This is a genomic window from Endobacterium panacihumi (assembly GCF_050847465.1).
Lineage (GTDB): Bacteria > Pseudomonadota > Alphaproteobacteria > Rhizobiales > Rhizobiaceae > Neorhizobium > Neorhizobium panacihumi.
The window spans coordinates 1-26,987 of record NZ_JBOZRA010000012.1 but is presented as its reverse complement, the minus strand read 5'-3'; the positions used below and the strand labels follow the sequence as shown (position 1 = coordinate 26,987).

The 26,987-nt window shown below is 56.8% G+C and carries 38 protein-coding genes; 24 read left to right on the top strand and 14 right to left on the bottom strand.

Going from position 1 to position 26,987, the window contains the following annotated elements:
• Positions 1-204: 204 nt before the first annotated feature.
• A complete protein-coding gene (locus tag ACRQ1B_RS28310; RefSeq protein ID WP_432297616.1) occupies positions 205-396 on the bottom strand; it encodes a CsbD family protein in 192 nt (63 codons plus the stop codon).
• A gap of 196 nt (positions 397-592) precedes the next feature.
• On the opposite strand from ACRQ1B_RS28310, the gene ACRQ1B_RS28305 reads away from it, so the two are divergent.
• The 4 genes from ACRQ1B_RS28305 to ACRQ1B_RS28290 all read left to right on the top strand — a co-directional run bounded on the left by ACRQ1B_RS28305 (position 593) and on the right by ACRQ1B_RS28290 (position 2,076).
• Complete coding sequence (locus ACRQ1B_RS28305) at positions 593-841, top strand: hypothetical protein (RefSeq protein ID WP_432297614.1); 249 nt, start codon at positions 593-595, stop codon at positions 839-841.
• A 1-nt stretch (position 842) separates the two neighbouring features.
• On the top strand, positions 843-989 hold the full coding sequence (locus tag ACRQ1B_RS28300; RefSeq protein ID WP_432297612.1) for a hypothetical protein: 147 nt from the start codon (positions 843-845) through the stop codon (positions 987-989).
• Positions 990-1,204: 215 nt separating this feature from the next.
• Positions 1,205-1,843 carry an SOS response-associated peptidase gene (locus tag ACRQ1B_RS28295; protein ID WP_432297610.1) on the top strand — a complete coding sequence of 213 codons (639 nt, stop codon included), beginning with the start codon at positions 1,205-1,207 and terminating at the stop codon, positions 1,841-1,843.
• A 74-nt stretch (positions 1,844-1,917) separates the two neighbouring features.
• A complete protein-coding gene (locus tag ACRQ1B_RS28290; protein WP_432297608.1) occupies positions 1,918-2,076 on the top strand; it encodes a hypothetical protein in 159 nt (52 codons plus the stop codon).
• 12 nt (positions 2,077-2,088) lie between these two features.
• Here the strand turns inward: ACRQ1B_RS28290 and ACRQ1B_RS28285 are convergent, their stop codons facing one another.
• A complete protein-coding gene (locus tag ACRQ1B_RS28285; protein ID WP_432297606.1) occupies positions 2,089-2,601 on the bottom strand; it encodes a ferritin-like domain-containing protein in 513 nt (170 codons plus the stop codon).
• A gap of 12 nt (positions 2,602-2,613) precedes the next feature.
• Positions 2,614-2,793 (bottom strand): DUF3606 domain-containing protein, encoded by a 180-nt coding sequence (locus ACRQ1B_RS28280; RefSeq protein ID WP_432297604.1) that lies wholly within the window; start codon positions 2,791-2,793, stop codon positions 2,614-2,616.
• Positions 2,794-3,240: 447 nt separating this feature from the next.
• Here ACRQ1B_RS28280 and ACRQ1B_RS28275 point away from each other — a divergent pair, with 447 nt between their 5' ends.
• Positions 3,241-3,516, top strand: coding sequence for a hypothetical protein (locus ACRQ1B_RS28275; RefSeq protein WP_432297603.1), 276 nt, complete (start codon positions 3,241-3,243; stop codon positions 3,514-3,516).
• Positions 3,517-3,898: 382 nt separating this feature from the next.
• Here the strand turns inward: ACRQ1B_RS28275 and ACRQ1B_RS28270 are convergent, their stop codons facing one another.
• Both ACRQ1B_RS28270 and ACRQ1B_RS28265 read right to left on the bottom strand, forming a co-directional pair.
• Positions 3,899-4,270, bottom strand: coding sequence for a hypothetical protein (locus tag ACRQ1B_RS28270; RefSeq protein ID WP_432297602.1), 372 nt, complete (start codon positions 4,268-4,270; stop codon positions 3,899-3,901).
• Positions 4,271-4,272: 2 nt separating this feature from the next.
• The gene (locus tag ACRQ1B_RS28265; protein ID WP_432297600.1) at positions 4,273-4,416 is read right to left on the bottom strand and encodes a hypothetical protein; all 144 of its coding nucleotides are present in this window, start codon (positions 4,414-4,416) and stop codon (positions 4,273-4,275) included.
• A gap of 295 nt (positions 4,417-4,711) precedes the next feature.
• Here ACRQ1B_RS28265 and ACRQ1B_RS28260 point away from each other — a divergent pair, with 295 nt between their 5' ends.
• Entirely contained in the window at positions 4,712-4,876 is a 165-nt protein-coding gene (locus ACRQ1B_RS28260) for a hypothetical protein (RefSeq protein WP_432297599.1), read from the top strand.
• Positions 4,877-4,914: 38 nt separating this feature from the next.
• On the opposite strand, the gene ACRQ1B_RS28255 is transcribed toward ACRQ1B_RS28260, so the two are convergent.
• Complete coding sequence (locus tag ACRQ1B_RS28255) at positions 4,915-5,805, bottom strand: LysR family transcriptional regulator (RefSeq protein ID WP_432297597.1); 891 nt, start codon at positions 5,803-5,805, stop codon at positions 4,915-4,917.
• 121 nt (positions 5,806-5,926) lie between these two features.
• On the opposite strand from ACRQ1B_RS28255, the gene ACRQ1B_RS28250 reads away from it, so the two are divergent.
• Entirely contained in the window at positions 5,927-6,796 is an 870-nt protein-coding gene (locus tag ACRQ1B_RS28250) for an SDR family oxidoreductase (protein ID WP_432297596.1), read from the top strand.
• Positions 6,797-6,948: 152 nt separating this feature from the next.
• Here ACRQ1B_RS28250 and ACRQ1B_RS28245 read toward each other — a convergent pair whose 3' ends face one another.
• The 4 genes from ACRQ1B_RS28245 to ACRQ1B_RS28230 all read right to left on the bottom strand — a co-directional run bounded on the left by ACRQ1B_RS28245 (position 6,949) and on the right by ACRQ1B_RS28230 (position 10,378).
• A complete protein-coding gene (locus ACRQ1B_RS28245; protein ID WP_432297595.1) occupies positions 6,949-7,635 on the bottom strand; it encodes a TetR/AcrR family transcriptional regulator in 687 nt (228 codons plus the stop codon).
• A gap of 292 nt (positions 7,636-7,927) precedes the next feature.
• The gene (locus tag ACRQ1B_RS28240) at positions 7,928-8,674 is read right to left on the bottom strand and encodes an ImuA family protein (RefSeq protein WP_432297594.1); all 747 of its coding nucleotides are present in this window, start codon (positions 8,672-8,674) and stop codon (positions 7,928-7,930) included.
• Between the two features lie 4 nt (positions 8,675-8,678).
• Complete coding sequence (locus tag ACRQ1B_RS28235) at positions 8,679-9,950, bottom strand: Y-family DNA polymerase (protein WP_432297593.1); 1,272 nt, start codon at positions 9,948-9,950, stop codon at positions 8,679-8,681.
• Entirely contained in the window at positions 9,947-10,378 is a 432-nt protein-coding gene (locus ACRQ1B_RS28230; RefSeq protein WP_432297592.1) for a LexA family protein, read from the bottom strand. Before ACRQ1B_RS28230 ends, ACRQ1B_RS28235 begins: the two co-directional genes overlap by 4 nt.
• Before the next feature lie 182 nt (positions 10,379-10,560).
• On the opposite strand from ACRQ1B_RS28230, the gene ACRQ1B_RS28225 reads away from it, so the two are divergent.
• Complete coding sequence (locus ACRQ1B_RS28225) at positions 10,561-11,553, top strand: DUF4268 domain-containing protein (protein WP_432297591.1); 993 nt, start codon at positions 10,561-10,563, stop codon at positions 11,551-11,553.
• 5 nt (positions 11,554-11,558) lie between these two features.
• Here ACRQ1B_RS28225 and ACRQ1B_RS28220 read toward each other — a convergent pair whose 3' ends face one another.
• A complete protein-coding gene (locus ACRQ1B_RS28220; RefSeq protein WP_432297590.1) occupies positions 11,559-11,753 on the bottom strand; it encodes a hypothetical protein in 195 nt (64 codons plus the stop codon).
• A 448-nt stretch (positions 11,754-12,201) separates the two neighbouring features.
• Between ACRQ1B_RS28220 and ACRQ1B_RS28215 the strand changes: the two genes are divergently transcribed.
• The 9 genes from ACRQ1B_RS28215 (at position 12,202) to ACRQ1B_RS28175 (ending at position 16,953) form a co-directional block, all read left to right on the top strand.
• Positions 12,202-12,771: a hypothetical protein gene (locus ACRQ1B_RS28215; protein ID WP_432297589.1), complete on the top strand. Its 570-nt coding sequence runs from the start codon at positions 12,202-12,204 to the stop codon at positions 12,769-12,771.
• A gap of 51 nt (positions 12,772-12,822) precedes the next feature.
• Positions 12,823-13,689: a toll/interleukin-1 receptor domain-containing protein gene (locus ACRQ1B_RS28210; protein ID WP_432297587.1), complete on the top strand. Its 867-nt coding sequence runs from the start codon at positions 12,823-12,825 to the stop codon at positions 13,687-13,689.
• Positions 13,690-14,197: 508 nt separating this feature from the next.
• Positions 14,198-14,533, top strand: coding sequence for a hypothetical protein (locus tag ACRQ1B_RS28205; protein WP_432297586.1), 336 nt, complete (start codon positions 14,198-14,200; stop codon positions 14,531-14,533).
• A 46-nt stretch (positions 14,534-14,579) separates the two neighbouring features.
• Positions 14,580-14,885: a hypothetical protein gene (locus ACRQ1B_RS28200; RefSeq protein ID WP_432297585.1), complete on the top strand. Its 306-nt coding sequence runs from the start codon at positions 14,580-14,582 to the stop codon at positions 14,883-14,885.
• 73 nt (positions 14,886-14,958) lie between these two features.
• On the top strand, positions 14,959-15,225 hold the full coding sequence (locus ACRQ1B_RS28195) for a hypothetical protein (protein ID WP_432297584.1): 267 nt from the start codon (positions 14,959-14,961) through the stop codon (positions 15,223-15,225).
• A 103-nt stretch (positions 15,226-15,328) separates the two neighbouring features.
• Positions 15,329-15,562: a helix-turn-helix domain-containing protein gene (locus tag ACRQ1B_RS28190; RefSeq protein WP_432297582.1), complete on the top strand. Its 234-nt coding sequence runs from the start codon at positions 15,329-15,331 to the stop codon at positions 15,560-15,562.
• A 64-nt stretch (positions 15,563-15,626) separates the two neighbouring features.
• Positions 15,627-15,866: a type II toxin-antitoxin system VapB family antitoxin gene (locus ACRQ1B_RS28185; protein ID WP_080831249.1), complete on the top strand. Its 240-nt coding sequence runs from the start codon at positions 15,627-15,629 to the stop codon at positions 15,864-15,866.
• Entirely contained in the window at positions 15,866-16,300 is a 435-nt protein-coding gene (locus ACRQ1B_RS28180) for a type II toxin-antitoxin system VapC family toxin (RefSeq protein ID WP_432297580.1), read from the top strand. The genes ACRQ1B_RS28185 and ACRQ1B_RS28180 overlap by 1 nt, the downstream gene beginning before the upstream one ends.
• 464 nt (positions 16,301-16,764) lie before the next feature.
• Positions 16,765-16,953 (top strand): hypothetical protein, encoded by a 189-nt coding sequence (locus ACRQ1B_RS28175; RefSeq protein WP_432297578.1) that lies wholly within the window; start codon positions 16,765-16,767, stop codon positions 16,951-16,953.
• A gap of 61 nt (positions 16,954-17,014) precedes the next feature.
• On the opposite strand, the gene ACRQ1B_RS28170 is transcribed toward ACRQ1B_RS28175, so the two are convergent.
• Positions 17,015-17,242: a hypothetical protein gene (locus tag ACRQ1B_RS28170; RefSeq protein WP_432297577.1), complete on the bottom strand. Its 228-nt coding sequence runs from the start codon at positions 17,240-17,242 to the stop codon at positions 17,015-17,017.
• 613 nt (positions 17,243-17,855) lie between these two features.
• Between ACRQ1B_RS28170 and ACRQ1B_RS29225 the strand changes: the two genes are divergently transcribed.
• The gene (locus ACRQ1B_RS29225) at positions 17,856-18,119 is read left to right on the top strand and encodes a hypothetical protein (protein WP_489753114.1); all 264 of its coding nucleotides are present in this window, start codon (positions 17,856-17,858) and stop codon (positions 18,117-18,119) included.
• Positions 18,120-18,223: 104 nt separating this feature from the next.
• On the opposite strand, the gene ligD is transcribed toward ACRQ1B_RS29225, so the two are convergent.
• The gene (gene ligD, locus ACRQ1B_RS28160; protein ID WP_432297574.1) at positions 18,224-19,291 is read right to left on the bottom strand and encodes a non-homologous end-joining DNA ligase; all 1,068 of its coding nucleotides are present in this window, start codon (positions 19,289-19,291) and stop codon (positions 18,224-18,226) included.
• 83 nt (positions 19,292-19,374) lie between these two features.
• Here ligD and ACRQ1B_RS28155 point away from each other — a divergent pair, with 83 nt between their 5' ends.
• Positions 19,375-19,578 (top strand): hypothetical protein, encoded by a 204-nt coding sequence (locus ACRQ1B_RS28155; protein ID WP_432297572.1) that lies wholly within the window; start codon positions 19,375-19,377, stop codon positions 19,576-19,578.
• 310 nt (positions 19,579-19,888) lie between these two features.
• On the opposite strand, the gene ACRQ1B_RS28150 is transcribed toward ACRQ1B_RS28155, so the two are convergent.
• Positions 19,889-20,329: a hypothetical protein gene (locus tag ACRQ1B_RS28150; RefSeq protein ID WP_432297570.1), complete on the bottom strand. Its 441-nt coding sequence runs from the start codon at positions 20,327-20,329 to the stop codon at positions 19,889-19,891.
• 505 nt (positions 20,330-20,834) lie between these two features.
• Here ACRQ1B_RS28150 and ACRQ1B_RS28145 point away from each other — a divergent pair.
• The 5 genes from ACRQ1B_RS28145 to repC form a co-directional block, all read left to right on the top strand.
• Positions 20,835-22,742: a ParB/RepB/Spo0J family partition protein gene (locus tag ACRQ1B_RS28145; protein WP_432297569.1), complete on the top strand. Its 1,908-nt coding sequence runs from the start codon at positions 20,835-20,837 to the stop codon at positions 22,740-22,742.
• 68 nt (positions 22,743-22,810) lie between these two features.
• Positions 22,811-22,993, top strand: coding sequence for a hypothetical protein (locus tag ACRQ1B_RS28140; protein ID WP_432297567.1), 183 nt, complete (start codon positions 22,811-22,813; stop codon positions 22,991-22,993).
• A 372-nt stretch (positions 22,994-23,365) separates the two neighbouring features.
• On the top strand, positions 23,366-24,568 hold the full coding sequence (gene repA / locus ACRQ1B_RS28135) for a plasmid partitioning protein RepA (RefSeq protein WP_432297566.1): 1,203 nt from the start codon (positions 23,366-23,368) through the stop codon (positions 24,566-24,568).
• Positions 24,569-24,643: 75 nt separating this feature from the next.
• Positions 24,644-25,630: a plasmid partitioning protein RepB gene (gene repB, locus ACRQ1B_RS28130; protein WP_432297565.1), complete on the top strand. Its 987-nt coding sequence runs from the start codon at positions 24,644-24,646 to the stop codon at positions 25,628-25,630.
• A 154-nt stretch (positions 25,631-25,784) separates the two neighbouring features.
• On the top strand, positions 25,785-26,987 hold a 1,203-nt coding region (gene repC / locus ACRQ1B_RS28125; RefSeq protein WP_432297564.1), incomplete at its 3' end, for a plasmid replication protein RepC.

Below are 26,987 nucleotides of genomic sequence, written 5' to 3'. Positions count from 1 at the left end.
GGTGGCCATTTCGCTGTGGTGACGCCGCCCGGTGGAAACGCTGTGATGTCCTTTCCTGCAGGTCGGCCAGAGGCGTCACGTGTAGAAGGGCCGGAGGTTTGCCTGGAGCGAGCTAAAGCCGCGATTGATGGGTTGCCGCAATCTGCATAAAAAAGGCCCGCTCACTGAGCGGGCCAGGGTCCGTGCTGGGAGGCACATAAGCAACTAGGCCTTGTCGACGACACTTTTCACGCCGTCCTTGGCATGGCCCTTAGCCTGCTGCGCATCGCCTTTGGCTTCCTGCGCTGCGCCCTTGGATTCCATGTTGCGATTGTCGGTTGCGTCACCAATGGCCTGCTTGGCTTTGCCGGTCAGCTCGTTAGCCTTGCCGGAAATCTTGTCGGTTGTCGAACTCATGTTCTCATCTCCTTCATTGCAGCGGTGGAGCGGTCTCAAGTCGCCATCCGATCATCACGCCGGGTAGGTCCATCTTCGATCGCTCATCGACCCGCCTGCAGAATCAACACGGCGGCCGCCACATCGTTCCGATTTAGTTTTTTGGATCGATCTGCTCTGCGAATTGTTGGGGTGCATTGCACAACAGGAGCCAACAATGAATCTCAGCGATGCAGCTCGATCCATTCTCGTCTTTGCAGCCTATCACGAACTCACCAGTGGCGAGCCTGTGAAGGAAGTTGTCCTCGATGATGGTGCCGGCCATAAGGCCAGTTCTGCCGGTCAAACGGAGTTAGAGGAAGCTGGGCTAATCCAGATCGACGGCGATCGCGCCGCGATCACAGACGAGGGCGAGCAGGTGCTTGCCACTCTCTTGAACGCCATCCGTAATGCAACAGGAGCTTGATATGACCGATCAAAAGAACGCGCCGGAAAGTGATGCTGCCCGCTCCGAAGGCGGGGAACACGCCGACAAGAACCGCGAGCTGCTGAAGGAGAAGGCTGAAGAGGGACTGAAAAACGCAGACAATGAGCTTCCGAAGGATGAGATATGAGTAGCGGGGGCAAAGCACGGTTCGGTATGATGACGTTCGTCGCAGTGATTTTCGCAATCGCGATTGTCATTGCCGGCGTCTACATGGTCTTTTTCACGCCGGCCCAGCCGGAGCAGCAGCCCTCTCCGCATGCTATTCAACAGAACGGATAGGGTCGAAACGGGATTGTCATATGTGCGGGCGTTATACCAATGAGATGACCTGGGCCGAGATCCATGCACTCTACAGCATCCATAACCCTGCCCCGCCCGTCCAATATGCCGCCGCAATACAACATCGCGCCGACGCAAAGCGTCTATTTCGCGCATAGGGACAAGGCCGGCGCGATCGAGGTCGACTACGGCCGCTGGTGGCTAGTGCCGTTCTTCGCCAAGGAATTGCCCAAAGCCGCGATGTTCAATGCCCGGATCGAGACCGTCGACACGTCCGGTGCGTTTCGAGCGCCGTTCAACTCGAAGCGCTGCCTCATTCCGGCCGATGGCTACTTTGAATGGACGACGAGCGCCGAGGACGGCAAGAAGGATCCATGGCTGTTGCAGATGCCCGAGGGCAAGGGCTTTTCCTTTGCCGGTCTGTGGGCGCATAACGAAAAGCTTGGCGTGACGAGCTGTACGATCATCACCGCGCCGGCCGTCCCTCACATCGCCCACATCCATACGCGAATGCCGATCATACTCGATCCGGCTTGTTACAGCGCGTGGCTCGATACGGACATCAAGGGCAAAGACGCCAAAGCGCTTTTGCTTGATCGGCAGATTGACGATGAGCTGGTGTTCCATCGCGTCGGCCGAGAGGTCAACTCGTCACGATATGACGGTACGGATACGAAAAAGCCGCTGGTGAACTCGTTATGATGTCGGGTTTCGTACCAACATTGGTCTGACCCAGCCAGCGCGCTACCTTCTTCGGACAGACTAGGGAGGAGCACATGGTCTATCAACGCGCGACACTGGAAAGAGCCGAAGAAACGCACCGCGTTTCCGCTGAAATCATGGCTGCTGAAAAGCGCGCTCGCCTGGAGAAAACAGAACGACTGCGGCAAGCCCGGCTTGCCGCAGTCGCTGAAGAGGCTGATCGCCCATTATAGGAACCGCATCGGTCAGACCTTCGCTGTCTGGCCAGCTTCTTTCAGTTCTGCAAACTTGATCGTGGTCGGGCGCAAGTTGGTCTCAAGCCACTGCGCCATGGCGATCTCCTGATCCAGGTTTAGCTGCAGCGCCGAAACCAGACCTTCATAGCCGCCGAGCTCAGCCACCGTGATCAGCGATTTGTAGGCTGCGATCTCGAAGTTCTCGAAGGCAAAGTTGGCGAAGCTGTTCTTCAGGATCTCGTCGCCGGCGACCGTATGGCCGAGGGCGGCCATCGAGCCACTGATCGAAAGCGCCATGTCCTTCAGCGAAGAATGGTCTTCCGCAAGGCTGGTCAGCAGCTCTTCCAGACGTTCGATCTGACCTTCGGTCTCGATGATGTGCTTTTCAAGCTGCTCAGCGATTTCCGGATAGTTCTCAATCCGCTTCACCTGCGGCTTCATGATCGAGAGCGCCTGGTTTTCCATGGCATGGGCATTCTTCAGGCCGGTTACGAAAATATCACGCGTTTTGTCGTCGCTCATAGTTCGGTCTCCTCAGTGTTTTTTGCCGAGCTCACGCTCGACTTTTTCACGGCTGTTCCCGACTTCCTTGACGGTGTCTTTCACCATGTCCTTGGAGACACCCTCCTTGTCGGCTTCATATCGAACCTCATGGTCCTGATTGCCGGCAACTCGCGCGCGGTCCTGTTCGCGACCTCTTCCAGAATTTGACATATTAGCTCCTCTACCTGTTCCGCAGGAGAACCAGCAAAGGTGAGGAACTGTTCCATTTCGGGTGCGCCGGCGAGAACGTTTGTGAGGACGGTGAAGCGCCTACGCGCTTCCTTGAGGATATCGGAGCTGGCGAGTGCCAACCCTACGATATCCTTCAAGACATCGACTACGTCATCCGCGGCGGACTTCAGCTGCGGATCGATGGTCTCGTTCGATATTTCCTGGGCCAACGCGTACATGCGTCGAAAGCTGCAGGCATCTTCTGCAGCTCTAAGCCAATCATCATGTTTGCTCATGGCGCAGGACATACCCCTGAAACGCGGTATGTCATTGTTCCATGGCAATTATGGTCAATCGCCCATTAATACATTAGAAACCACAAATAGACGCGGAACCCAGCTCCAAGCTCGGTTGTTCTCATTGGGAATAGCCAAAGGAGTTAAGCGTATGGCACTCACTTCAAACCGTAAGGTTTTCTCCCAGATGAACGCGTCCGAACGTGATGTCGTCCTGCAGGAGCTCAGCAAAACGCTGCGGTACAGAGCGCTTGCATCCCGCGCCGTCGCCTATGAGCGTTGGAAGGATATGGATCAGCTGGGCGAGCGCATTGAGCGCGATCACGCGGCGATCGCCGGCGACCTCGAAGGCGCGGCCGCCACGGTGCTTGAGGCTGTAAGGCTACTGTCCGACGTTGATCGGGATCTATCAGCGACCCGGCACTGAGAACCAACTCAAGAACGACTATTGCCTCTTTAACCATGGCAATAAGCTCAGATCGTCAAACGGGAAGATATGCACTATTCCTTCTATGGTTGTGACGACGGGGTAGGTCATGGGTATCCTGGAAACAGTTCTCGTGGGGGCAGGCATTGGCGTTGTCGCCATTTGGATATGGGCGAATCTTCGCCGGTTTCTGCCCGCTATAGGTCGGGGAACGTCGCGCCTTGATCGCGAATATCGAACCGTGTTCGCAATGATGCCCGAAGCCCGCCGTCGCGACCTGGTACAATCAATCATGAAACGCAAGCAATGCAGTCGGGCAGCTGCAATGCGCTTTGCAATGGACGACCGAGCCCGCGATGAACGCCGTTGGGACTAAGATCGATCACGACAAATGACGGCGTGCGCGCCTCCTTGCCCGCTTGGCTCGCATTTCGCTGATAGGGCTCGCAGTAGGGCCGTCGCTTCTGCTGCAGATCCAAAGCAGCCCGTAAACCGGCAGGGCGAGCAGAGCGATGTAAGCTGTTCCTTCGGCATGGCACGACGCATTGTCTGCCCACCGCTCAACCGTCGCAGCTTTTCCGAAACCGCCAGTGACGACGAGAGTAGACCCAACCAGGAGGGCAATCGCTGCAAGCACAGTGATGGCCCAATGCAACGAGATCGCGTCAGTCTGATCGAGGTAGATAACCATGCCGGCGATGGCGCCGAGCAATATCCCGAAGGTGATGAGGTAAGACCGATAGAACAGCGTCATGATCACGGACCTGGACGCAGCATGCCACGCATATCCAGATCCTCGTAGTTCAGCTCATCGACCATTTCGTTGACGTGTTCGGCCGAAAGGCAATCCATGACGATGCCCCCAACGACGATCGGCAGGCCGGTGAAGATGTCGATCACGGTCCATGTGCCTGCATAAACCCGGCTAGGGGCGGCATGATATCGAAGGGTTTGGCGCGTAATGGTCATGACAGTCGAAGATTAGAGGGCGGAATACGGAGAGGTTTATCTCTCTCAACATGGCCCAATTACACCGAACGGAAAGACCTGCGTCAATGATGCGCGGTCCCGCCAATTTCGCCGCTGCGCAACGAAATCGGTTCCCCCACGCCCCGGAGGCGGCCTTTGGCCGTCATTGACTCAGCCCCTCCCTTATCGGTTGGCGACCTTTGTTTTCATTCAAAGGAGCTGACAAATGACCACTTACGATCACATTCAGGAACTGCGGGCCGAGCTTAAAGCGGTTTTTGATCAGGCCGAGCGCCGCCAGATCGCCGCCGAGCTGGCGATGGCCGAGGCGAATCTCGCCGAGGAAGAAGCAGCTTTTGAAGCATCGGTCGCCGCTGAGCCGCCCCATTGAGGGCGGCTTTGCGCCAGAAGAGGACGCGGATAGCGCCGCTATCTTTCGACATAGGCTGCCAGTTCTTCGGCAGACCCCGAGGGAAAGGCCTCTTTGAGATAGTCGAGGAAAGCAGATACCCGCGCGCTGAGAAGGCGACGTGAAGGATACAGCGCCCATAGCGCCGTTTCCGGCCCTTCGACATCTCCCAAGTGAACCAGCCTACCCTCAGCTATGTCATGGCTGACGAGCGACAGGGGAAGACGGGCGGCACCCACGCCCAGCCGCACGGCGTCGCGAACCATGGTCATTGAGGACAGACTTAGCACAGGGTCGATGTTGAGATTGGTGCGGCCCGTCGGTGTGGTCATCGTCCACGAGCGCGTCTGGCCGGATGCACCACGGACGACGGCTGGCACAACACCTCCGGCTGGATAAACAAGGCTTGGCGCTGCCACAACCGCCAATCCATCCCGCAGGAAAGCTCGGCCCACGAGGCTCTCATCCGGGGCAGGATTGACCCTGATAACAAGATCGTAGCCTTCTTCAACCATGTCGACAGGCCGATCTTCTGTCGTAATTTCCAAGCGCACTTCCGGGTATTTCAGAGCGAAGCCGGCAGCCAGCTTGCCCATAGCCGTCTGCGAGAACAGCAATGGCGCGCTTATCCGCAACCTTCCGCGAGGCCTGTCGCCGCCGGAAGCGATGGCGGTGGCAGTCTCGTCGAGTTCGGTCAGCAGAGCACCCGCCCGCTCTTGAAGCGCGCGCCCTTCCTCCGTCAGCTTGAGCATCCGCGCGCTGCGTTCGAATAATCGCAGGCCGAGGCTTGCCTCCAGTTCCGCTACGCGGCGCGAGAGCGTTGCCTTTGGCCGTCCGGTGGCGCGGGAGGCGCGGCCGAACCCGCCATGGCGGGCGACGGTGACAAAATCAACGAGAGCAGCCAGATCCATGAGTGTTCCATCAGCGAGACGATTCGTCTATATTTAGCGTCTATTGGTGCGAATGTGAACCATCCATATTCGGCGTGTCTTCAATACCGAAGTCTTTCACACCGAACCAAGGAGAACTTCCATGACCATTCTCGTAACAGGCGCTACCGGCCGCGTTGGCCGCCATGTCGTTGACCAGCTTGTGGCCCGCAATGCAGATGTCCGCGTCCTCGTGCGCGACCCCGCCAAGGCTGACTTTGCTTCCGGCGTCGAGGTGGTTCAGGGTGACATGCTAGACATCGATGCGCTCCGCCCGGCCTTCAGCGGCGTCAGCACACTGTTCCTGCTGAACGCTGTTGCCGGCGACGAATTCACCCAGGCCATCATTGCCCTCAACATTGCGCGGGAAGCAGGTGTCGAACGGGTTGTCTATCTGTCTGTCTTCGATGCCGACCGGGCGGTAAACGTCCCGCACTTCGCGGTAAAATATGGTGCGGAACGCATGCTCGATGCCATGGGCTTCAGCGCCACGATCCTGCGTCCAGCCTATTTCATCGACAACGAAGTGATGATCAAGGATGTCATCTTCAATTACGGCGTCTACCCGATGCCGATTGGCAGCAAGGGCGTGGCTATGGTCGATGCCAGAGATATCGCTGAAGTCGCGGCGATCGAACTCGTGCGCCGCGACCGGGCCGCAGAAAAACTGCCGAGCGAGACCATCAACCTGGTTGGCCCGGATACGCTTACCGGCGCAGGCCTCGCGGCCATCTGGTCTGAAACCCTGGGCCGACCTGTCGTCTATGGCGGCGATGATCCGTCCGGCTTCGAGCAGAACCTCGCCAACGTCATGCCGAAGTGGATGGCTTACGAAATGCGCCTGATGGCCGAGCGCTACGTCAGTGACGGCATGGTTCCCCAGGCAGGCGATGTCGAGCGCCTGACACAAATCCTGGGTCGCCCGCTGCATGGCTATCGCGAATTCGCAGCACAGCTTGCCGCCTCCGCCTGAACCGGACGCCTCACTCGAGATAAAGGAAGTGCGACGATCCCAACTACGATTGGTATGAGTACAGCGGAATCCAAGCCCTTACATGCCATTTCTCCGGCCAGTGGACCTAACGCCAGTAATTACCGAGCCGCCTTCAGGCGGCTCTCTTCGTTTTACGCGCTGGCCTTGATGCTCACCGGCCAGTTAGGCCATCGGCCATCGAAGAAGAAAGTGACTTGAGTCTCAACAATCACCTTGAAATGAGCGATATAGGCCTCGCATTCCTGCGGCGGTGATTTGAGGGCCAGGCGCAGTGTCGCATCCGCCATGTTGAACATCAGAAACAGGGCTGCCTTAAAATCTTCCCGTCTTGACTGCGCAACGTACTGCTCGGTCGCCTCGTAAAAATCCTGCACCTGATACCGTGTCTCCTCAATATCCTGCTCCGCAAGGCTCTTGCTCGCCTTTATGGCCATCAGGATTTGGACCGCGGCGGCGTTCTCGCGCATTGCACGATAGTAGGCGTCGAACAGCCGACCCGGTGCCTCGAGCGCATCTTGGCGAGATTTGATGGTTGCAACCACTTCGGCTACTAGACTACGGGTCAGGTTCACGTGGCGGTCATGGAGCATGGCGAGGATTGCCGCCTTGTCTGGGAAATACTGATACACCGACGAGATCGGTCCACCGGACTGTCTGCCAATTTCTTTCATCGTCACTGCATCGATTCCCTGTTCACCGATCAGCTTCTCAGCAACACTTAAAATGCTGATGACACGATCGAGCGCTCGATCCTGCTTCGGAAGTCTCCTGAGAATCTTCCGCTCATGTTTCCGCCCGCTAATATTCTTTTTCTTCATATTGAGTACCCCCAGTATCGCAACGCTAAAGCAGCAATTCCGGACAAGCTATTCTTTTAGCGGTTTGGTTCAATCAAAACGCCTGCTTTCAACAGGCACGGAAATCTTGCTTCGCACTTATCCGTGCCGCGTCGATCGCAGCCGATCGCAAGGCGACGGCGGATCTCGACAAACTCGATCGACGCTCCGAACTTTTTCACCAATGCCTTTCGATCATAGACGCCGTGTCGATCGCAACGACGGCAAACCATGTCGATCTTGTCCGCTCGATAGTCTTTCAGCCGGGGACGTGTCATTGCGCCATTCTCCATTCCGGCCAGTCGTGGTTGTGTCGCTGAATGCTCGCCATCCTGCCCGCCTCATCGCAAGCCCCTACTTCGACATCGAACGCCTCGCCCGCCCGCGAGCGCATCAGCTCAATCAGCCAGCGCGGCCGACCAAGCCCTGGAACCGGAAGCGGTTCGGATGGCATTGACGACACGCGCCAGCGCGTGACGGAGGCCGTGGGTTGGCCGTAATCCGTCGCTTCTGTCTGCCGGCGCCAGCGCCGAATGATCAAGCCGAGCGTGCCGGTCTGTTCAGCTGCGAGCTGAAGGCGGCGCGATGCGACCATTGGCAGGCGCACTGTTTCGGCAATGACGGCGCCAATGCCGCCATAGCGAAGGGCCTCTTCGGCGTTCTCCAAAACAGTCTCTTCTTTGTCGGTCTCGACAAAGATCACGCGGCCCATATCAAGCCCGACCTGTTGAAGCGCTGGCGCGAAAATGTCGTGCCGATGCAGACACCAAATGACCGGCCCTTTCGTCCTGGCGGCGATACCCGCCGCGAACAGGGACGAAACCGCGCCGGTTACGGCGTCCGCTCCACCCCCTGCAATTTCATGGGTGCAGCCGTAGGCAAGCCCGCCGCCTGGTAGACGACCATCGATCTCATCCACGTCGAAAGGCAGTGTCTGCCGTTTTTTCGCGGAACCGCCTGCAATTTGGTCGATCCGCTCTTGAAGGTCAGCAAGAATTTCGGGGTTCACGTTCCTGGTCATCGTCTCATCGTGCCGTAGCTATGGGCAGCTCCTTGATGTTCGTGGTGTAGCGCGGCGAGCGGCGATCGAACTTCGTTTGCCAGTCTCTCTTGATGCCGGCCGAAGCCGGGATCAGCGAGCCGCGGCCGAACTTCCCGTTCACCGCATCCAGCGCCGCCATAAGCCTGTCTGACTGGTCGCGGTCGCGCGCGTCGAACAAAGGCCGCGGCTGCGATCTTGCCGGGACAAGATCGTTCATGATGATGCCGGCCTTTGCGTAGCGATGGCCGTCCCTGAAGATCTTGCGCGCACCGCTTTGGGCGGCGCGGATCAGATCGAACGTATCGTTCGATGCTTCAGGGAAATGCACCGTCGTTTGCGCCGAGTGCGGCTTGTCTTTCTGGTTGAAGCGCGACGTGTGCATGAACACGGCCATGTGGGTAGCTTCAAGGCCGTGCCGGCGCAGCTTTTCCCCTGCCCTCATGCCGTAGGCGGAAACCGCCTCGAGCATTCCAGCAAGATCCGTGACCGGCGTTCCAAAGGAACGGGTCACAGCGCAACCTTTCCGCTGTGGCGGCACGTCCTCAAGCGGCAGGCATGATATGCCCTGCAGCTCCAATACCGTGCGTTCGCCCACCACGCTTAGGAGATTACGGGCAAGCCGCGCATCAACGCGGGCCAGGTCGCCGGCCGTCTCGATGCCGAGTCCGAACAGCTTACGTTCGGAGGCAGCACCTACGCCCCATACTTCGCCTACCTCGATACGGTCGAGCCAGCTTTGACGAACCTTGCCGTCGGTCAGATCGCAGACGCCGCCAAGCTCCGCATTCTTCTTGGCCACATGGTTGGCGAACTTCGCGAGCGTTTTTGTCGGGCCGATGCCAACACAGGTTGGAATCCCGGTCCGTTGCTGGACCTGGGATCGCAGATCGCGGCCGAAGGTGGCGCGTTCGGCGGGGCGGATGTCGGTCATATCGAGAAAGCTCTCATCGATCGAATAGACCTCAACATCCGGCGACCATTGCCGATAGATCGTGTTCAGCCGAGCCGACATATCGCCATAGAGGGTGTAATTGCTGGAATAGACCGCCACATCGTTATCGCGACAGAGATCGCGGATCTTGAAATAGGGCTCGCCCATTCCGATGCCGAGCGCCTTGGCTTCCGGTGTCCTGGCAACGGCGCAGCCGTCGTTGTTGGACAGGACGATCACCGGTCGCTTGGCGATTTTCGGGTCAAACACCCGCTCGCACGAGCAATAAAATGAATTGCCGTCGATGAGCGCGAACGAGGTCATGTCCGCTTCCTCGGACGCAGCCAGTGGACATTACAAAGAGCTACGCCCCAAATCTCGACTTCCGCGATCTCGGGCAAGTCGAACAGCGGCATGTCCGAATTCTCGAACATCAGCCGCGGCCGGCCGCCATTCATGCGCAGCCGCTTCAACGATCGTTCGCCGTGAACTGTGGCAACGACAATATCGCCGTCGACGGGCCTGACGCTGCGATCGACCACGATCAGGTCGCCATCGAATATGCCGGCATCTCGCATTGAATTGCCGTCGACCTTCCACAGGAAGGTCGCAGGCGGATTGCGGATCAGCAGCCGCGTGAGGTCGATAGATTCCTCAATGTAGTCATCGGCAGGGGATGGAAATCCAGCACACAGCCCGTGGAGCATGAGAGGCACATAGACTTCTGCCTCGATTTTCAGGGCGGCGAGCATTCCGGATATCCTTTCACGATACGCGAGCGAAAGGAACAAATAGGGAACATAAACGGCGATGAAAATCAAGATCGAATATTACGCGATCCTCATCAACTACGTTCGCTGGAAGGTTGTCATCGTGCTTTCCGAGTAAGCTCTTCCAAGCTATTGAAGGATTTACGATAGGGGGAAACTGGACGATGTATAATCTAGGCAAGCTCGAAAAGATCGAACTGCGAGACATTTGGGTAAGTGAATCATCGCACTTCACCCCTTGGCTGGCTCGCGAGGAAAACCTTTTGACGCTTAGCGAAACGCTAGGTTTGGAGCTTGAACTAGAAGCACAGGAAAGAGCTGTCGGCCCGTTTCGTGCCGATATCCTGTGCAAAGACATTGGTACCAACACATGGGTTCTGATCGAAAATCAGCTCGAACGAACCGACCATTCGCACCTGGGGCAGCTTTTAACCTATGCTTCCGGTCTGGAGGCAGTTACCATCGTTTGGATCGCAGCCCGTTTCACCGAAGAACACCGGTCCACGCTTGATTGGCTCAATCGGATCACTGACGAGACATTCCGCTTTTTTGGTGTAGAGGTTGAGCTTTGGAGGATTGGACCATCCCCGCCCGCTCCCCGTTTCAACATCGTTTCCAAGCCCAACAACTGGAACAAGCTGGTCACGCAGGCGGCGCGAGCGATTGATGAATCTGAGCTTTCCGGCACCAAAGCGATCCAGCTGGCCTATTGGGGCGCATTTGGCACTGCTTTGATGGCAAAGGGTGGTCCGCTCGCAAGAGAACGGAAACCGCAGCCTCAGTCCTGGATGGGGTATTCGATTGGCCGAAGCGGAATCCAAGTCACCGCAGCAACCGCGCGAAACAAACGACAGATTAGGGCGGAAATATATATATCTCACACTAATGCTAAGGCGTATTTCCACCTACTTCATGCGCAAAAAGCCGAAATCGAAGCCGAGTTAGGCTATGCCCTTCTTTGGGAAGATTTGCCCGATGGCCGTGACACGCGCATATCAACGGCGTTGACAGACACTGATCCGGAGGACCGGAGCGATTGGCCGCGTCAACACGAATGGTTGACGGCTCGACTGAATGAATTTCACAGAGTTTTCGTAAATCGCGTGAAGGCATTGGACGCCAGTGCCTGGCAACCTTCAGCCGAGGCAGACCTGTAACGCTTTCAGCGAAACCAACGATTTGCAGCTGCCAACAACTTCTCCTCGTCGCGCATTCCTTCCTGAAATAATCGAATGAGCAGCATTGAAAGCTCGTCGGGATGGGTGTCGTGCTCTGGCACGACCTGCGCGAACACCCGTTCGAGCAGAGCGAGATCATCAGGGCGAAGGTGGACGTCTGAAGGTAATCTGCCGCGCATAGCGGGAGTATGGCCTAAAGGCTTATTTTAACAAGCGGAACGTTTTTGCCGGGGGAAGTCGGTCCCGGCTCCCCCTTCGGGTCGCTATACTGAGCCTCCTGCGGCGTCCCTTATTCCGGCAAAAAGCGTGTCGAGAATTCCCGGTTTCCCGGCCCTGGCTGTCGGCGTGCCGGCGCTATGCGGAAACCTCCGATGTTCTTCATCGTCTTTCTCGGATCCGGCCTGTCGCCGGTTGATCCGAGCATGGCGGTCATGGACCGCTCTTCCTCATATGGTCGACCTGGTTGAACTCAGAGCTGCCCGGTAAGCGGAGCGCACATCACTCGGAGCGCAGCGGGCAGATCGATCAATGAAAGTGCACACAACCCATCTCGTTGTAGCAGTCCCTTGTAGGAGCCTCCGTCACTATGTAGCAATTAAACATAAAGTTGATTCACAGGAGGCCCCGTTGGGACAAGCAAAGCAAAAAGCGAAGTTGCTGGATGTTTGGAAAAGTGGCCTTTCCGGAGATGAAATGGTCTTGTTTGATGCGGCCTATAAATTGCACAACAACGTCATCAAGTCGCGTAACGCAACGGGAATGTGCTACCATTCTGTTTTTTTTCTCTACCTCCACCTAAAAGAAAAGCACGGAATTGATTCTTCTCCGGTGATTGCCTACGTCAACGACGGGACGGATGACATCTTTATCTCACATGCCTGGCTCGAATTTAACGGTAAGCGCACCGATGTTAGCTTGGCTGTTACCGACCCGAGAATAGGAGTGGCAGGCCAACTCATCATCTTGGACCGTGTCTTTAAGGCTGGTCATGAATACGGATATTTTCGCGAAATCCCTGAGGTTGGACTAAAGAAGAACGAAGAGCTTTGCCTATCAGGGATGCGTACCTTGCTAGAACGTAAAGAAAAAGAACATCATGCTATGTTAAAGCGCGTGGGCGACGACAGCGCAATTCGCGCTTACCTCGATGCCGAGCCCAACGGGTTCAATTTTGAGAAAATAGCCTCTCTACTCTGAGAGTGGCCTCCAATTGTAGTCATTAATCGATCGGCTGGGGAGTAAGAACCAATGCCTATATTCATCAGCCACAGCCATCAGGACAAGGCGTTCGTTGACAACCTAGCGAAGATGCTCGTGGTCGCAAAGCATCATGTGTGGGTCGATCGTTGGGAATTGAAACTGGGAGACTCGTTGACATCGAAAATCCAAGAGTCACTTACAACGTCTAGTGCGATACTCGTGATTCTCTCCAAGAGTTCTGTGGCCTCTGAGTGGTGCAAAAGAGAGCTGAACGCTGGATTGATCCGGGAACTCGAAGAGAAGAATACGATTGTCATGCCCGTCGTGATCGACGACTGCACGATCCCGCTTTTCCTCAGAGACAAGCTTTACGCGAACTTTGATAAGGATCCCGACGAGGCGTTCAATCTGATTGATAGTTCGCTAGCCCGGATTTCGAATCCATCAATGTCGAGGTTTCTGCAACCAGAACACAAGACGGATTACGCTTTTGACTGGCGTAGTGCGCCAGCGACCGAGCTGCACGATGGTTGGTTACTCCGTTGGACCTTCATAGATCATGCAGACTCGATGGAGTTTTCAATCCTTAGCGAGTGCCGGGTGTATGCGAGTGATGAAGGCGAAGAGGCTTTCTTCGAGGCTGCGACGAAGGGGCGCGAGGTTGAATTTGGGCGAGACATTCTAGAAGCTATAGGGGCGATACTTGATCAAAAGCCTTTGGTAGAAAACATTGAAGACAGCCTCCCTAAGGTTGTGGTATTCCCAGTAAAAAGCAAGGGTCACGTCTTCGTCGTGCAGTATAATTACCGTAGGCTTGGGATAGATCAAGGTACAGATACTATCGTGTACCTTGATAATCATATCAAGCTTGCTTTGGATTACATGAACTCGGTCATGAAACGGAGGGGCAACTGATCGCAGTGGCGAGCGCGGCAACTGATGATCTGGTGGTGGAATTTCTTATCCGAAGAAATGCCGTGTTCAGCTCGACCCCTTCCGGCGATCCGACAAACGCCGTGAGGCGGTCAACCTCCTCGACGCTTACGAAATCCGCAAAAAAGTAGGTCACGTGCACCTTGAGGTAATCGGCAGGATGGGTTGACGCACTGTCGAGACTGTATGTGATAAGATCCAGCGTCTCTTTCCCCAGGGCGTGCCCTTGTGCGGTCGTCTCGTCGTAGACGGCGCTGTAGCTGCATCAAGCCGGTTCCTATGGACGCCTGCGGCGGCTTCGGTTTCGATAGGATTGATAGTGGTTGGCAACGTAGATAGGCGCGCGCATTCGCAAGCGTCGCGAAGCGCTCAAGGTTACGCGCAAGGAAGCCGGAAGCGGATTTTCTCGCTCAGGCTTGCGCGTACGCGCTTGCCAGTCACCGCGCCAATCAAGGCCTGTTCACACATTTCCGGTTCTAGGAGGCCGACCATGGTGCAATCCATCTGCAAGCGCTGCGGCGGCAGCTTTTGGGAAAGCGAGAAGGGCGCGCGAGGCGAAGACCTATGCGACACCTGCGAAGGCAAGCCAGCGCCGGGACGTTCCGCCCGTCGCAGCGTCGAGGTTTACGATATCCCGTCCGGATTGGGCGGGACCCATACCGTCGAGATTGTCGAAAATCTCGAAGGCGATAAGGTACGGTTGCGCGTCTGGTACGGGATCGCGACCCCGAGAGGGTGGGAAGCGTGGGAAGATTGGGACGCTTACGAGTTCGAAGCCGCCCGGGCCGACCTCACCAAAAAGCGGACAATGCCGCTGTTCAAGTGAACAGAGGGCCGCGCCAAGCGCGGCCTTGTCATCGAGAGGAACGACATTGAGCCGTCACACCGTCACCGTAAAAAGCAGCAGCAAGACCGACGAAAACGCCGTTATCGGGTATGATCCGCCGTTGCGATCCTTTTTCCTTACGGCGTTTCCAGACGAGGAAACCGACGAAAGCGTCCTTTGGTTGGGAGGTTTCTTGGAAGAATATCCAAGCCTCGAAATCCTCATAGAGGCGGCCCGCGCCAAGGGTTACGAGGTTTCAGGCTTGAGCGATGAAACCATCGTCGCCATGACCAAGGAGGCCGGAACGCCGACGCCTCCGAGCGTTGGCGAGCGCTTGGGCTTGGTTCGCTAACTACCGATTTTATGCTTGTCCTGAAGGGCCAGTTTCCCGAAACTGGCCCTAACTTTTTGGAAAGAGACGATCAGTGACCGATAAACCAAAATCCCTTGAAGGGTTTGGATATGTCATGGACGACATTCAAACCTATTTCGAATGCTCCGCTGATCCTGATCGACCTCAGAAGGGCCGCGCTATCGTGACGCTGAAGGGAGCAGACAAGGCCGAGGAAATGGACTTGGCAGACGCAGTGCATCTCAACACCGATAAGCGTCTAACGCTGTACGAAGAGGATTTTCACACGATAGCGCGGGCGTTCTCAAAGATGGCGACGAGGGCCGCGCCGATCAATTGAGGGCCGCCGACCCTGAGCCGCATCGAGCGGCCCAGGTTCGGACGAGGGGAGCCCTTTCCCCTCCCCTCGAAACTCCCCTCCCGCCCGAGAGAAGGAAAATGTCATGAAAAGCACTACAGAACAGATGGGGTCACGGCTTGCCGATGTGCGGGCCGAAACAGGTCAGTCTATAACCGGCTTTGCTATGATGCTCAGCGTCTCGCCGGAATCCTATGCCTCATATGAAGACGGCACGGCAGAAATGCCGTTTGCTTTTCTTCGCAGATTGCACGAGATTCATGACGTCAATCCGGCTTGGCTCATGGCCGGTGAAGGCGACAAATACGACGCCGCATAACACCCGATCATTGATCGGATATCCTTTTTGGGATATATTTATATCCTCACAAGGATATATGCGCATGGCGCTTTTCATCAAAGATCCAGAGGTAGACAAGCTTACGGCCGAGCTGGTCACCTTGACTAAAACGACGAAGACCGACGCGGTAAAGATGGCGCTGCGGCGTGAGATCGCACTTCGGAAGGTCAACCGGCCTATTCGCGAACGTCTGTCGAAATCGCTCGAGTTGGCCCGCGCTGCGGGACCGTTTGCACCCGGCGACCATAAGCGCGAGACGGACGAAATGTGGGGCGAAGACTGATGCTGTTCATTGATGCATCTGTCATCGTCGCCATTCTTGCCGAGGAAGACGACGCCGGCCAGCTGATGGACAGGCTCGATCAGCACGAAGGCGCGTTCTACGTATCGGCAGTGGTTCGGATGGAGGCTGCCATGGCGCTGACGCGGCGCATGGCAGAGGCCAAAGGCCGCGACAAGCCCGCGACCCCTGAAATGCTGGCGAAGGCCCGCCAGATGGTCGAACAGTTCACTTCTGACCTGGAAGCCAAGGAAGCGATGATAACCGGCGATGTTGGATCCAAGGCGCTCGATGCGGCTCAGCAGTTCGGCAAGATCGTCAATCATCCCGCAAAGCTCAATTTGGGCGATTGCTTCACCTATGCTTGCGCCCGCGCCTATCGGCTCAAGATTGCCTATAAGGGCAATGATTTCACCGAAACCGATCTAGGCTGGTGAAGCCGAGCGCCTGAGTGCCGCATCGAGCGGCACACAAGCGCAATGAGGGGCGCCCCTTCGGCCCCTCCCCTCAAACTCCCCTTCCCCCTCACGACAGACGGCCCGCAAGCGGGTCGGCTCATTGAGGCTATTTTGCATTTCCGGCCGGAGACGTCCTGATGTGTACTCACCACCGCTGCAGCATGACGGCGATGGAGATCCGCCCTGGCGGTCGGATCGCGAATTGCCGGTTGAAGGCAAAGGCGACGGCCGGGGCTACGAAGGCCGCGTTTGCCGGCTCCTCCTCCTTGGTGGCTGTACGTAATCTAATGCTGCGCACGATACGTCAGGCCCCGCGTTGGCGTGCAACCCCAAGGGGTTCTCCACTTCGCTTCGCTCCGTTGCGATCGCTGCGCGATGCACTCGGCGGTTCCTGCCGTATTCGAGCTTCGCGATTACGCACAACCACCAAGGAGGATCACCTCATGAAAACGCTCGTAACCTTCTGCCAGAAAACCGGCCGTCGCCTTCGCCAGTTCATCAACCGGCAAATCGCGAAGTTGGCCCACAAGGGCCAACTTAAAATCTCCATCCCCGTCATGCTTCCGCTCATCGCAAAGGTCGAGGTGAGCTATCAGGTCGAACTCGGTGGCAAGGCCGGAAATGCAAAATAGCCTCAATGAGGCAAAGCCGCGCCCGAGGGCGCGGCTTTTCTGTCGTGATCCCGAACGGCCGCTAATGTTCGGGGGCCTCGGGCGCGCGAGAAGGCCGTGTTTCAGCCTTATCAAAAGACGCTTTCATGAAGATGCTGAACGCCCCAAGCTGGATATCGTTGGGTTTGAACAGCGCGGTGTAGGTGAAGGCCCAAACGGCGAGGATGAATAGCGAACTTGCAACGGTCGCTTTCAACCACGCGATCGCTTGAGCCAAGACGGATTTCCAATCCATGTCGGCCTCGATCATGTGTTTGAAAGCGCTGCGTTCGCTGACCGCTCGTGGCCGAAATGACTGGTTTCTCGGCGGAGACGGCTGTCATGAGCAAGTTATCGGCTCTGACGCGTAGACAACACTTCGGTTCTGCACTGCACTTTGTTGGCCGTCCCGATGCCAGTCCTCGGCACGACTCCCCGTATTCGGGGCCGTTGTTTAACGAGCGGGAATTTGCACCGCGCTCGCATAAAATGTTGGCAAGTGGCTTTGCGATTTCAAGGGCTATTAGATGGAATGTCCGCTTTCGGACAGCCCCTAGATTTCTAGGGGCGCGATCTTACTTTTTCAGGGATGACTAATTTTCCTAAGCCGCCTGCCGGAAGCGCAGAAAACCGGCACGTTGTTTGTCAGATGTCCGTCGAGACGCCCTTGCAAGACCTGGTAGAGGATGCAGTGCAGCGCGGCTGGACAGATGCGGAGGTCCTGGCCGCTATTATCGAGGTGGCCGATAACCTCATTGGCGTCGAAGGCGAATACTGACCTCAATCAACTTCTCGCTTCAGTTCGTAAAAACACCCCCAAAACCTAACGCCTTCCAGCTGAGGGGGATATCCTCTAAGATGCGCGAAACGGGAGAGCCGAGATATTGCCAAAGCTGAAAACCGCCGCTGACGTACCCGATCTTGTTGACGCGCTGATCGATGCCAGTCCGGATATCGCCGCGATCGGTGACGACATGTATTGCGTCATCGATCTCGATCGACCTGACGCCAATGCCAAAATCGAGGCCATCCTTGAGGACTTCGGGCCCCGCGATCACTTGTTGCTCGATATCGTCGCCTGCCTGAAGAACAGAGGCCGGTTCATTTCGCTTGAGCGCTGGCCCGTCGAAGCCGGAACCATCCATTAGGCGCTGTCCGGCCGTGACGCATAAGGGGGATGGGGTTCGCCACGACCGGAGGAGAGCCACGTCATCATGTCGTGGAGCCTGATTTCATCATCGGATTGCAGGCGTCACAAGCCTTCGTCGGTCTCATCACCCTCAAGTGAAAAGATATCCCCTGCATCCGCCTCTTCACGAATGCCTTTGAACGCCGCGTGACGCAGCTTTCGGTCATTCGTCCAACCGCGGAATTCAATCTCTGCAATCAGGCGCGGCGCGGTCGCGATGCGCCCTTCGCCAAACCGGATCGGCGGGACCTTCGTTCGCGCAAGCTTGTCGAGCTGCTTTCGCAGCGATCGAGCCTGCGTTTCTTTGAAGCCTGTTCCTACGCTCCCAACGTAGACGTATTCTGTGCCATTGAGGGCAGCCAGGAGCAGGCTTGCGAAGCCGTCGGGTGCTGCCCTGGACGGCTCGAAGCCGACGATCGCGAAGCTTTCGCGCTGGACGCACTTGACCTTGATCCAGTCGCCGGTACGGCCAGGTCGATACGGTTGGTCCCGGTTTTTGCCGATAATGCCTTCCAGACCATGCTTGCAGGCATGCTCGATCAGCACATCAGGATCCGCGTGAAATTCTTCCGATAGCCTAATGCTCCCGACTTCGCCTTCCAAGAGATCATCGAGAAGATGCCGGCGTGTCGAGAACTCGGTTCCCGTCAAATCGTGCCCGTCGAGATAGAGCAAATCGAATGCCATCATCACGGCCGGTCCTGCCGGCGTTTTACTGCCACGGCCGCCAAGGGTGGCCTGCAGCAGACCGAAATCGGATCGGCCTTGCTCGTCCATCATGACGGCTTCGCCGTCGAGGATGAACGTCGCCGGCCCAAGCGCAAGCGCGGCCGCCTCGATGCCTGGAAAGCGATAAGTCCAATCGTGTCCCCCGCGCGTGAGAATGCGGGCCCGGTTCGGTTCACGATGAACCGCAATCCGGTAGCCGTCCCATTTGATATCCCAAGACCATTGCGGCCCGCTTGGCGGTCTTGCCGCCAGCTTGGCAAGACAAGGTTCGATCCGCGCCGGCATTGGGTCGAACAGGAGTTGCGGCTGTTCGGGATCACGACGCTTCACGCGCCGGCTTTGCAGCGGCGCATTTTCCTCATTCAGGAGCGGTTGCGGCGGTTTGCGCGGGCGCTTCGTCATGCCCCATTGCAGCAGGGATAACTTAATAACCCATGCTATAGGCTTCTGGACCGACGCAGTGGCAGACCACAGGCAAAAGAACCATGGCTACGACAGAGCAATTATTGGCGCTGGTGCGCGAGATTGCCGATCCATGCGAAACCCTTAGAGAGGGTTTTCATGGCATCGCAAATGACCCGACCGCAAAACCTGACATCAGACAGGCCTCACAGGACATTACCGACGCTATAGAGCGGGTTTTCCAGATTGCCGCTTATATCATGGCAAATACCCGAACCCCTCACTAGCGGGCTGCCTCGCCCGTTGATTGGAAGTCAGCCGGTGCGTATTGTCCGCGCCATGACGACAGATGATTTCGAAAATCGTTTCAAGAACGCCGAATGGGTTTTGAGCGCCGAGGCGGAAGCGAAAGCGGTCGGTTATCGCTGGCAGGCTGAAACGGCCCCTCGCACCTGCCCAAAGCGAATGTCCGAAATTCCTTCATAGGGAGCCAAGGCCCAGGTCATTAGTTTGCCTTTTTGCAGGCAGGAAGCTCGTAGATGTGAAAGCTCAACTGCCGTCTATCGCTAGCTCGCCGCGCACATGGTGCTTAGCGGTTCAAACAAAGGTAATGTCCTTGAATCGGGCGAGCCGGTCATCCCAGAGCCCCTGAGCGAAAGCAGTGACCGAGTGGTCACCACGTACTCCTTCGTCTAGGCGGCCGGCCGTGATACCTATATCCTTGAACAAAACGGTCCCGGCATTCACTCTAGCGCCGTGGGTTTCCTGCTCAAAGAACTGCAGGATTGCCAATCCCGGTTCGTCGAAAACACGCCGACCACGAAAGATCACGTTTTCCACATCGTAAAATGCTTCAATCTCGGTTACTACGTTATTTTCATAGGACACGATCGGCAACTCGACCGCCCGATACTCGCGAAGATATTCGTCGTCTTCATCGACGGATTCAGGCGGGCCGACAATGGCTGCGACTTCCGCCGGAAACATCCCAAAGCGAAGCGGCCCCATGCCGATAAAAGGTTGGATTTCCCATTCCATCGATTGGTCCCTTTCTTACCTCTTTTTGCGTGGCCTTAAGCCAGTTGATTTTTTGCCTTGCAACAAGCCGTTCTTTTCGAGGCACGACCTGGTTGAACTTAGGGCTGCCCGGTAAGCGGAGCGCACGTCACTCGGAGCGCAGCGGGCAGATCGATCAGCAGTGAACCGGCTTGCCGGTTCGCATCGAAAGAGAGCGTCCGAGAAGCGGACGCACATTTCATCTTTTCTATCCGCTCTTACGACAGCTCCCCGATCGCGCCAATGGGCAAGCGCGCAAGCGCTGTCGCTCGTCTGGAAAAACGGCTTTCACCGCTTGGGCGGCGAACCTTCCGTGTTTCCCTCCTCCCGACCCATGACCCGCTCTGCGACCTGACGGGAGCGGGCTACGCCCTCCCCCTTCGTTCCGCCGGATGTGGGGGCACATCCTGCGAAACGCAGGCAGAGGCTTCGCCCACTAGCGGGGCTTGCTCCCAAGGGAAACGGGAAGATTTGGAGATCGAAACCTATGACCGAGATTATCAGCATCCCCCTCAATAAGCTTGATGCGGACCCGAAGAACGTCCGCAAAACCTACACCAGCGAGACCGTCGAAGCCCTTGCGGCGTCCATCCTTGCCAATGGCGTGGTTCAGAATATCGTCGTGCGCAAAGGGGCCAAGGGCCGCTTTCTGGTGACGGCTGGCGGTCGCCGCCGCGCTGCGCTGTTGCTGCTGGCCGAGCGTGGCGATATCGCCGCCGATTATGCCGTAAATGCTATGGTGAAGGCCGAGGCCGACGCGACCGAAATAAGCCTGACGGAAAATGTCATGCGGGAGGGGATGCACCCCGCCGACCAGTACGAGGCATTCAAGGCCATGGCCGATGCTGGCAAGTCCATCAAGGATATCGCCGCCCGTTTCGGTACGACCGAAATCATCGTCAATCGCCGCCTTGCGCTGGCGAAGGTCGCGCCGGTTCTGTTTGAAGCGTTCCGCGCCGAGGAAATGAAATTCGAGCAGCTTGCCGCGTTCACAATCACCGACGACCACGCAAGGCAAGTGGAAGTGTGGAACAGCCTCACCAGTTGGGACCGGGATGCACAAACGATCAAGCGCCGTCTGACCGCCGAGGAAGTACCGGCCCACGACAAGCGCTTGACGCTGATCGGCGGTCTTTCCGTGTACGAGGCGGCAGGTGGGCCGGTTCGGCGTGATCTGTTTTCCGGGAATGGCGGCGGCTACGCTTGCGACAGCGGGTTGCTGGAAAGGCTGGTTGCCGAGAAGCTGGAAGCCGAAGCCGAGGCGGTACGCGCCGAGGGCTGGAAATGGGTGGAGTGCGCTTCACAACAGCCCGATATCTGGGGCATGGCGCGCGTACATGCGCGGAGCGCCGAACTCAGCGACGACGATCAGGCCAAGCTTGATGCGCTGTCCGTGCGCTACGACGAACTTGCGGCTATTATCGACGCCGAGGAAGATAATCAGGCCGCAGAGGCCGAGTTGATCGAAGTCGAAAACCAGATGGAGGTTTTACAGAACCGCGAAAAGGAATTTCTGGCCGACGACAAGGCGACGGCGGGAGCTTATGTCACCATCGATCACTACGGCAAACTCTCGATTATCCGTGGCCTTATCCGAGACGAGGACGTGAAGGCGCAGCCGACAACCGATGCCGCCAGCGAAAAGGCGGGTGATGACGCCAAGCCCGAAACTGCGAGCCTGATCCATTCGGCGGTATTGGTCGAAGACCTCACGGCACAGAAGACCGCCGCCCTTCGTGTGGAACTGGCGAATAACCATAGTGTTGCCCTCGTCAGCGTTGTACACGCCATGCTGTTGAACGTCCTCTACCCGGGCCAGTACGGGGCAAAGGGAATGACGGCTCTAGAAATCAGCACCACGCATCAGCGCCTTGAAGGCTCGATGAAACGCCCCGAAACTTGCCGCGCTGCCATCGAGTGGGAACGGATTGCGGAGAACTACGGCCATCAAATCCCCGGCAATCCGGCTGACCTTTGGGATTATCTGCTTGACCTTCGACAAGATGAACTTTTGGGGCTGCTCGCCTTCGCAGCCGCTCACACGCTGAACGCCGTCGAAACGAAACATAGCTTCCGAAAGGAGGCGATTGCTCATGCTGGTATGGTTGGCCGCACGCTCGATGTCGATATGCGCGACTGGTTCGAAACCACTGCAGACAGCTATTTTTCGATGCTCAATCGCGGCAGCATCCAAGCGGCAGTTGCCGAGGTGCGCGGCGCTGACTTCGCCGCAGGTATCGGCGGCATGAAGAAGGCCGAAGCCGCCGCCTACGCTGAAAACGCGATCAAGGGCAAAAACTGGTTGCCGTCCAATCTCCGGTTCAAGCCGGAAGAAGCGGCCGAGGCCGAAACACCCGGCGAAGACGCTCACGATTTCCCGATGGCAGCGGAATAAACCGCCGCTGCTTTCTGCCGGTCACGTCCCTCCAGCGTGACCGGCTTCCCTATTTTCGAGCAAATGAAATGTTCGACCGTGCTCCCGATCCGACCAAAGCCGCCGCTTGCTGCTGCCAGCTGATCCAAGCGTATCTTGCTGATCCTGAACATGTGGATTGGAACGATGTTCAGACCGCTCTTGATGCTGCGCTCGATGCTTTTGGCCTGCCCGCGACCTTCATTGAGGAAAACGAGATGCGGGCCGCTTGATTCTCCCCAGATCAAGCGCCGCTGCGCCCGCCCTGGCATCGAGCCAAGGCGGGCGCTTTCGCGTACGCGAATCTACTGCAATTTGGGGTAATCGTCGGGGGCCATATGGAGGCAGTCGCTCGTTGCGCCTGCCTCTTGAGAGAAGGCCCTAACCCCCTCCTCTCAAACTCTCCCACCGCCCATGCGTTTTTGACAGCCGTGCAGATTTGATAAAACAAAGTAAGTTCAATTGGTTAGCTATTTTGGTATAACAGGAAAAGCGCGTTAAGGTTTCGTTAACGAAAAACCGGTTGCCGACTCGCCTAAAACCAGTGATGTTAATAGCGCTTTTACGGAAGCAAGCTTCAGCAAAGCGCTATCGCGGGTTCGGCAATGAATTTGGTATCTACATCAGACGTCATCGACTTCGATCAGGAGATCCTGCAGCAAGGTGAGTTGATTTCGGACAATCTGAATATGTTGCGGCTGGAGCAATACCCTCCTAATGCTGAGAAGGGACTGCGATCTTTTTCGATGGCAGAAGTTGCGGAATTCATTGGCGTAGCGCAAAACACGGTCAAAAAGCTTCATCTAGAAGGGAAGGGTCCTGTACCCGCGACGTCGCACTCAGGACGGCGAACATATACCGCTGAGCAGATGCTTGAGATCCGTCAATATCTCGACAAGAATGGCCGGTCCGACTTCAAGCGATATCTTCCTCATCGACGGAGCGGGGAGGGCTTGCAAGTAATCTCTGTCGTAAATTTCAAAGGCGGCTCGGGAAAGACGACCACCACTGCCCACCTTGCTCAGTATCTTGCGCTGACAGGACACCGTGTATTGGCAATCGATCTCGATCCTCAAGCATCGCTCACAGCGCTTCACGGCATTCAGCCTGAACTCGACAAGAACCTCTCGCTCTTTGATACGCTTCGATATGACGCTCAAAGGAAGTCGATAACAGAGGTTATACGGAGCACGAACTTTCCAGGCCTCGACATCGTCCCGGCAAATCTTGAGCTGCAGGAGTACGAATACCAGACGCCACTCGCAGCGACGAACAAATCGTCGGCTGAAGGAAGACTTTTTTTCACTCGTATTTCGAACGCGTTGAAGGAAGTAGACGATAAATATGACATCGTTGTCATCGACTGCCCCCCACAACTTGGCTACCTCACGCTTACAGCGCTCACTGCTTCAACGGCGGTCCTAATCACGGTGCACCCGCAGATGCTGGACATCATGTCGATGAGCCAGTTTCTTCTTATGCTTGGTGGGATTCTGGAATCAATCAAAGGGGCGGGGGCACGGGTTCAACTCGATTGGTTCAGGTATCTGGTCACTAGATATGAGCCCACCGATGGGCCACAAGCGCAGATGGTCGGCTTCATGCAGGCGATGTTCAACAAGCGGATGCTGGCCAACCAAATGGTAAAGTCGACCGCTATCAGCGATGCTGGCATCACCAAGCAGACACTCTACGAAGTGGAAAAGAGCCAGTTCACTCGGTCTACTTATGAGCGAGCCTACGAATGTTTGAATTCTGTAAACGGTGAAATCGCTGCACTGGTTCATCAGGCGTGGGGTCGGAAGTAGACATTGTTTGACAGCCGTGCATTTCGGAAAAAGTCGCAAGAACATAGCTAGTTAGAGCAGAAAGGACTCAACGCGATGGCACGTAAACACCTCCTGACTGGCTTTAGCCATTCTCACGTGGATGCAGTTCAGTCGAATGGGTCGCGGACAGAGTACACGCGACGCGGCGCATCTGCCGCGATGAAGCAGTCCTTGGACGAGCTTGCAGAAAACTCTCTTCGCCTGCTTGAGGGCGAGACCATAGTAAATCTTGACCCCTTGATCATAGATGGCTCGTTCGTTGGCGATAGAGTTGGAAATGATGAGGAAGAGTTTGTTGCTCTTCGGGACGCTATATCGGCATCTGGACAATCGACCCCAATTCTCGTTCGGCCCCATCCCGAGCATCCTGGTCGCTACATGATTGTCTTCGGGCACCGTCGCGCCCGGGCTGCGAGGGAGCTTGGAATCCCTGTTCGCGCGATCGTCAAGGATATCGAGGACATTGCCCATGTGATTGCACAGGGGCAGGAAAACACAGCTCGAGCGGACCTTACTTTTATCGAGCGTGCGCGTTTTGCGGGCACACTCCTGAAAAATGGTATGTCCAAGGAAGTCATCAAGGCATCTCTATCTGTGGACGACACCCTGTTGTCCAGAATGCTGGCAGTCATCGACACTGTGCCCGATGAAGTCATTAAATTTCTGGGCGCGGCGAAAGGTGTTGGCCGCGACCGCTGGGAAGATCTGAAAAAACTGCTCAGCTCTCCGCAGAATTTGGAGAGGGCCGTTCTTACTACTCGTCGCGACGATTTGAAGACAACCGACGAGCCCCAACGGTTCAACATCCTTTTGACTGACCTCAAAATGTTCGTGAACAGGCCGAAAGCAGTCAAGAAGCCCATTACGAAAAAATTTGCAGTTGCGGCAAACAGCGTCGCTGTAACGACGCAGTCGGGCGGCAAGACTTTCACTCTGTCTATGAGTGCAAAAGACGCTCCGGCTTTCGGAGAGTTCGTAACCATCCAGCTGGAAGAGCTTTACAAGGATTTCCGCAGTCAACAGACCTCGGAAGGAGAGTGACAGCAAAAGAAAAAGGCCCCCCAAGCGTTGCCGCCGTGGAAGACCCTCTCTGATTTGAACACTTAGAGAATCACACTTCCACGAAATTTAGTCAAGAGTCTTTGGCACCGTTTTGGTGAGCGGATTTCTTTTGCCTATCGAAAGGTAAAAGACGATGCAGATTGGAAATGTGACGACGCCTTTCGGGCGGCGGCCGATGACGCTTGCCTTGGTGAAAGGGCAGCTGGATGCGGCCGGACCTCGGCCGGAGCGGGCCGTGGAAAAATGGAAAGTGTTTCGCGATGTCGCGGAAGCGCGCCAGCTGCTCGGTCTGCAGGATCGCGCAGTTGCCGTGCTCGATGCGCTCCTGACCTTTTATCCCGGCAATGAGCTGAAGCCCGACGGGAGCCTGGTGGTGTTCCCCTCCAATGCCCAGCTGTCGATCCGTGCGCATGGCATTGCCGGCACGACTTTGCGCCGGCATCTGGCAGCACTCGTCGAGGCTGGCCTGATCCACCGCCGTGATAGCCCCAATGGCAAACGCTACGCGCATCGCGACAATGGTGGCCAGATCGAGCAGGCTTTTGGCTTCGATCTCGAGCCGCTTGTGTTACGCGCCGCTGAACTCGCTCGCCTTGCCCAGCAGGTGGCGGAGGAGGGGAGGGCGTTTCGTCGTTCCAGGGAAGCACTAACGATCTGCCGTCGTGATGTTCGCAAGCTGATTTCCGCTGCCATGGACGAGGGCGCTGATGGCGACTGGGAGATGATCGAGACGATGTATGTCTCCATTCTTGCCGGCCTTCCGCGCACGCCGAACCGCGCCCAGGTCGAGAATACCCTCGAAGAGATGGGACTTTTGCGCGAGGAAATCCTCAACCGGTTGGAAAGCCAGCTGAAATCTCAAAAAACAGATAGCAATGACGTCCAAAATGGCCGCCACATACAGAATTCAAACTCCGAGTCCAGCTATGAACTTGAACCTCGCTCTGAAAAGGAGCAGGGGGCGAAACCTGAGCCAACTAGGACCCGTGTTGCCGAGCCGTTAAAGGCATTTCCGCTTGGGATGGTGATGCGGGCCTGCCCGCAGATTGCCGATTACGGGCCCAGCGGCGAAATTTCGAGCTGGCGCGACCTGATGGGGGCCTCGGTGGTGGCACGATCGGCGCTCGGCGTCAGTCCGTCCGCCTATCAGGAGGCCTGCGAGGTGATGGGGCCGGAAAATGCGGCCGCGACAATCGCCTGCATTCTCGAGAGGGGAGGGCACATCAATTCCGCTGGCGGCTATCTGCGCAATCTGACGGAACGCAGCCGGAGAGGCGAGTTTTCGCTCGGACCGGTGCTGATGGCGCTGCTGCGGGCGCGCGGCGTCGAGGAGGCG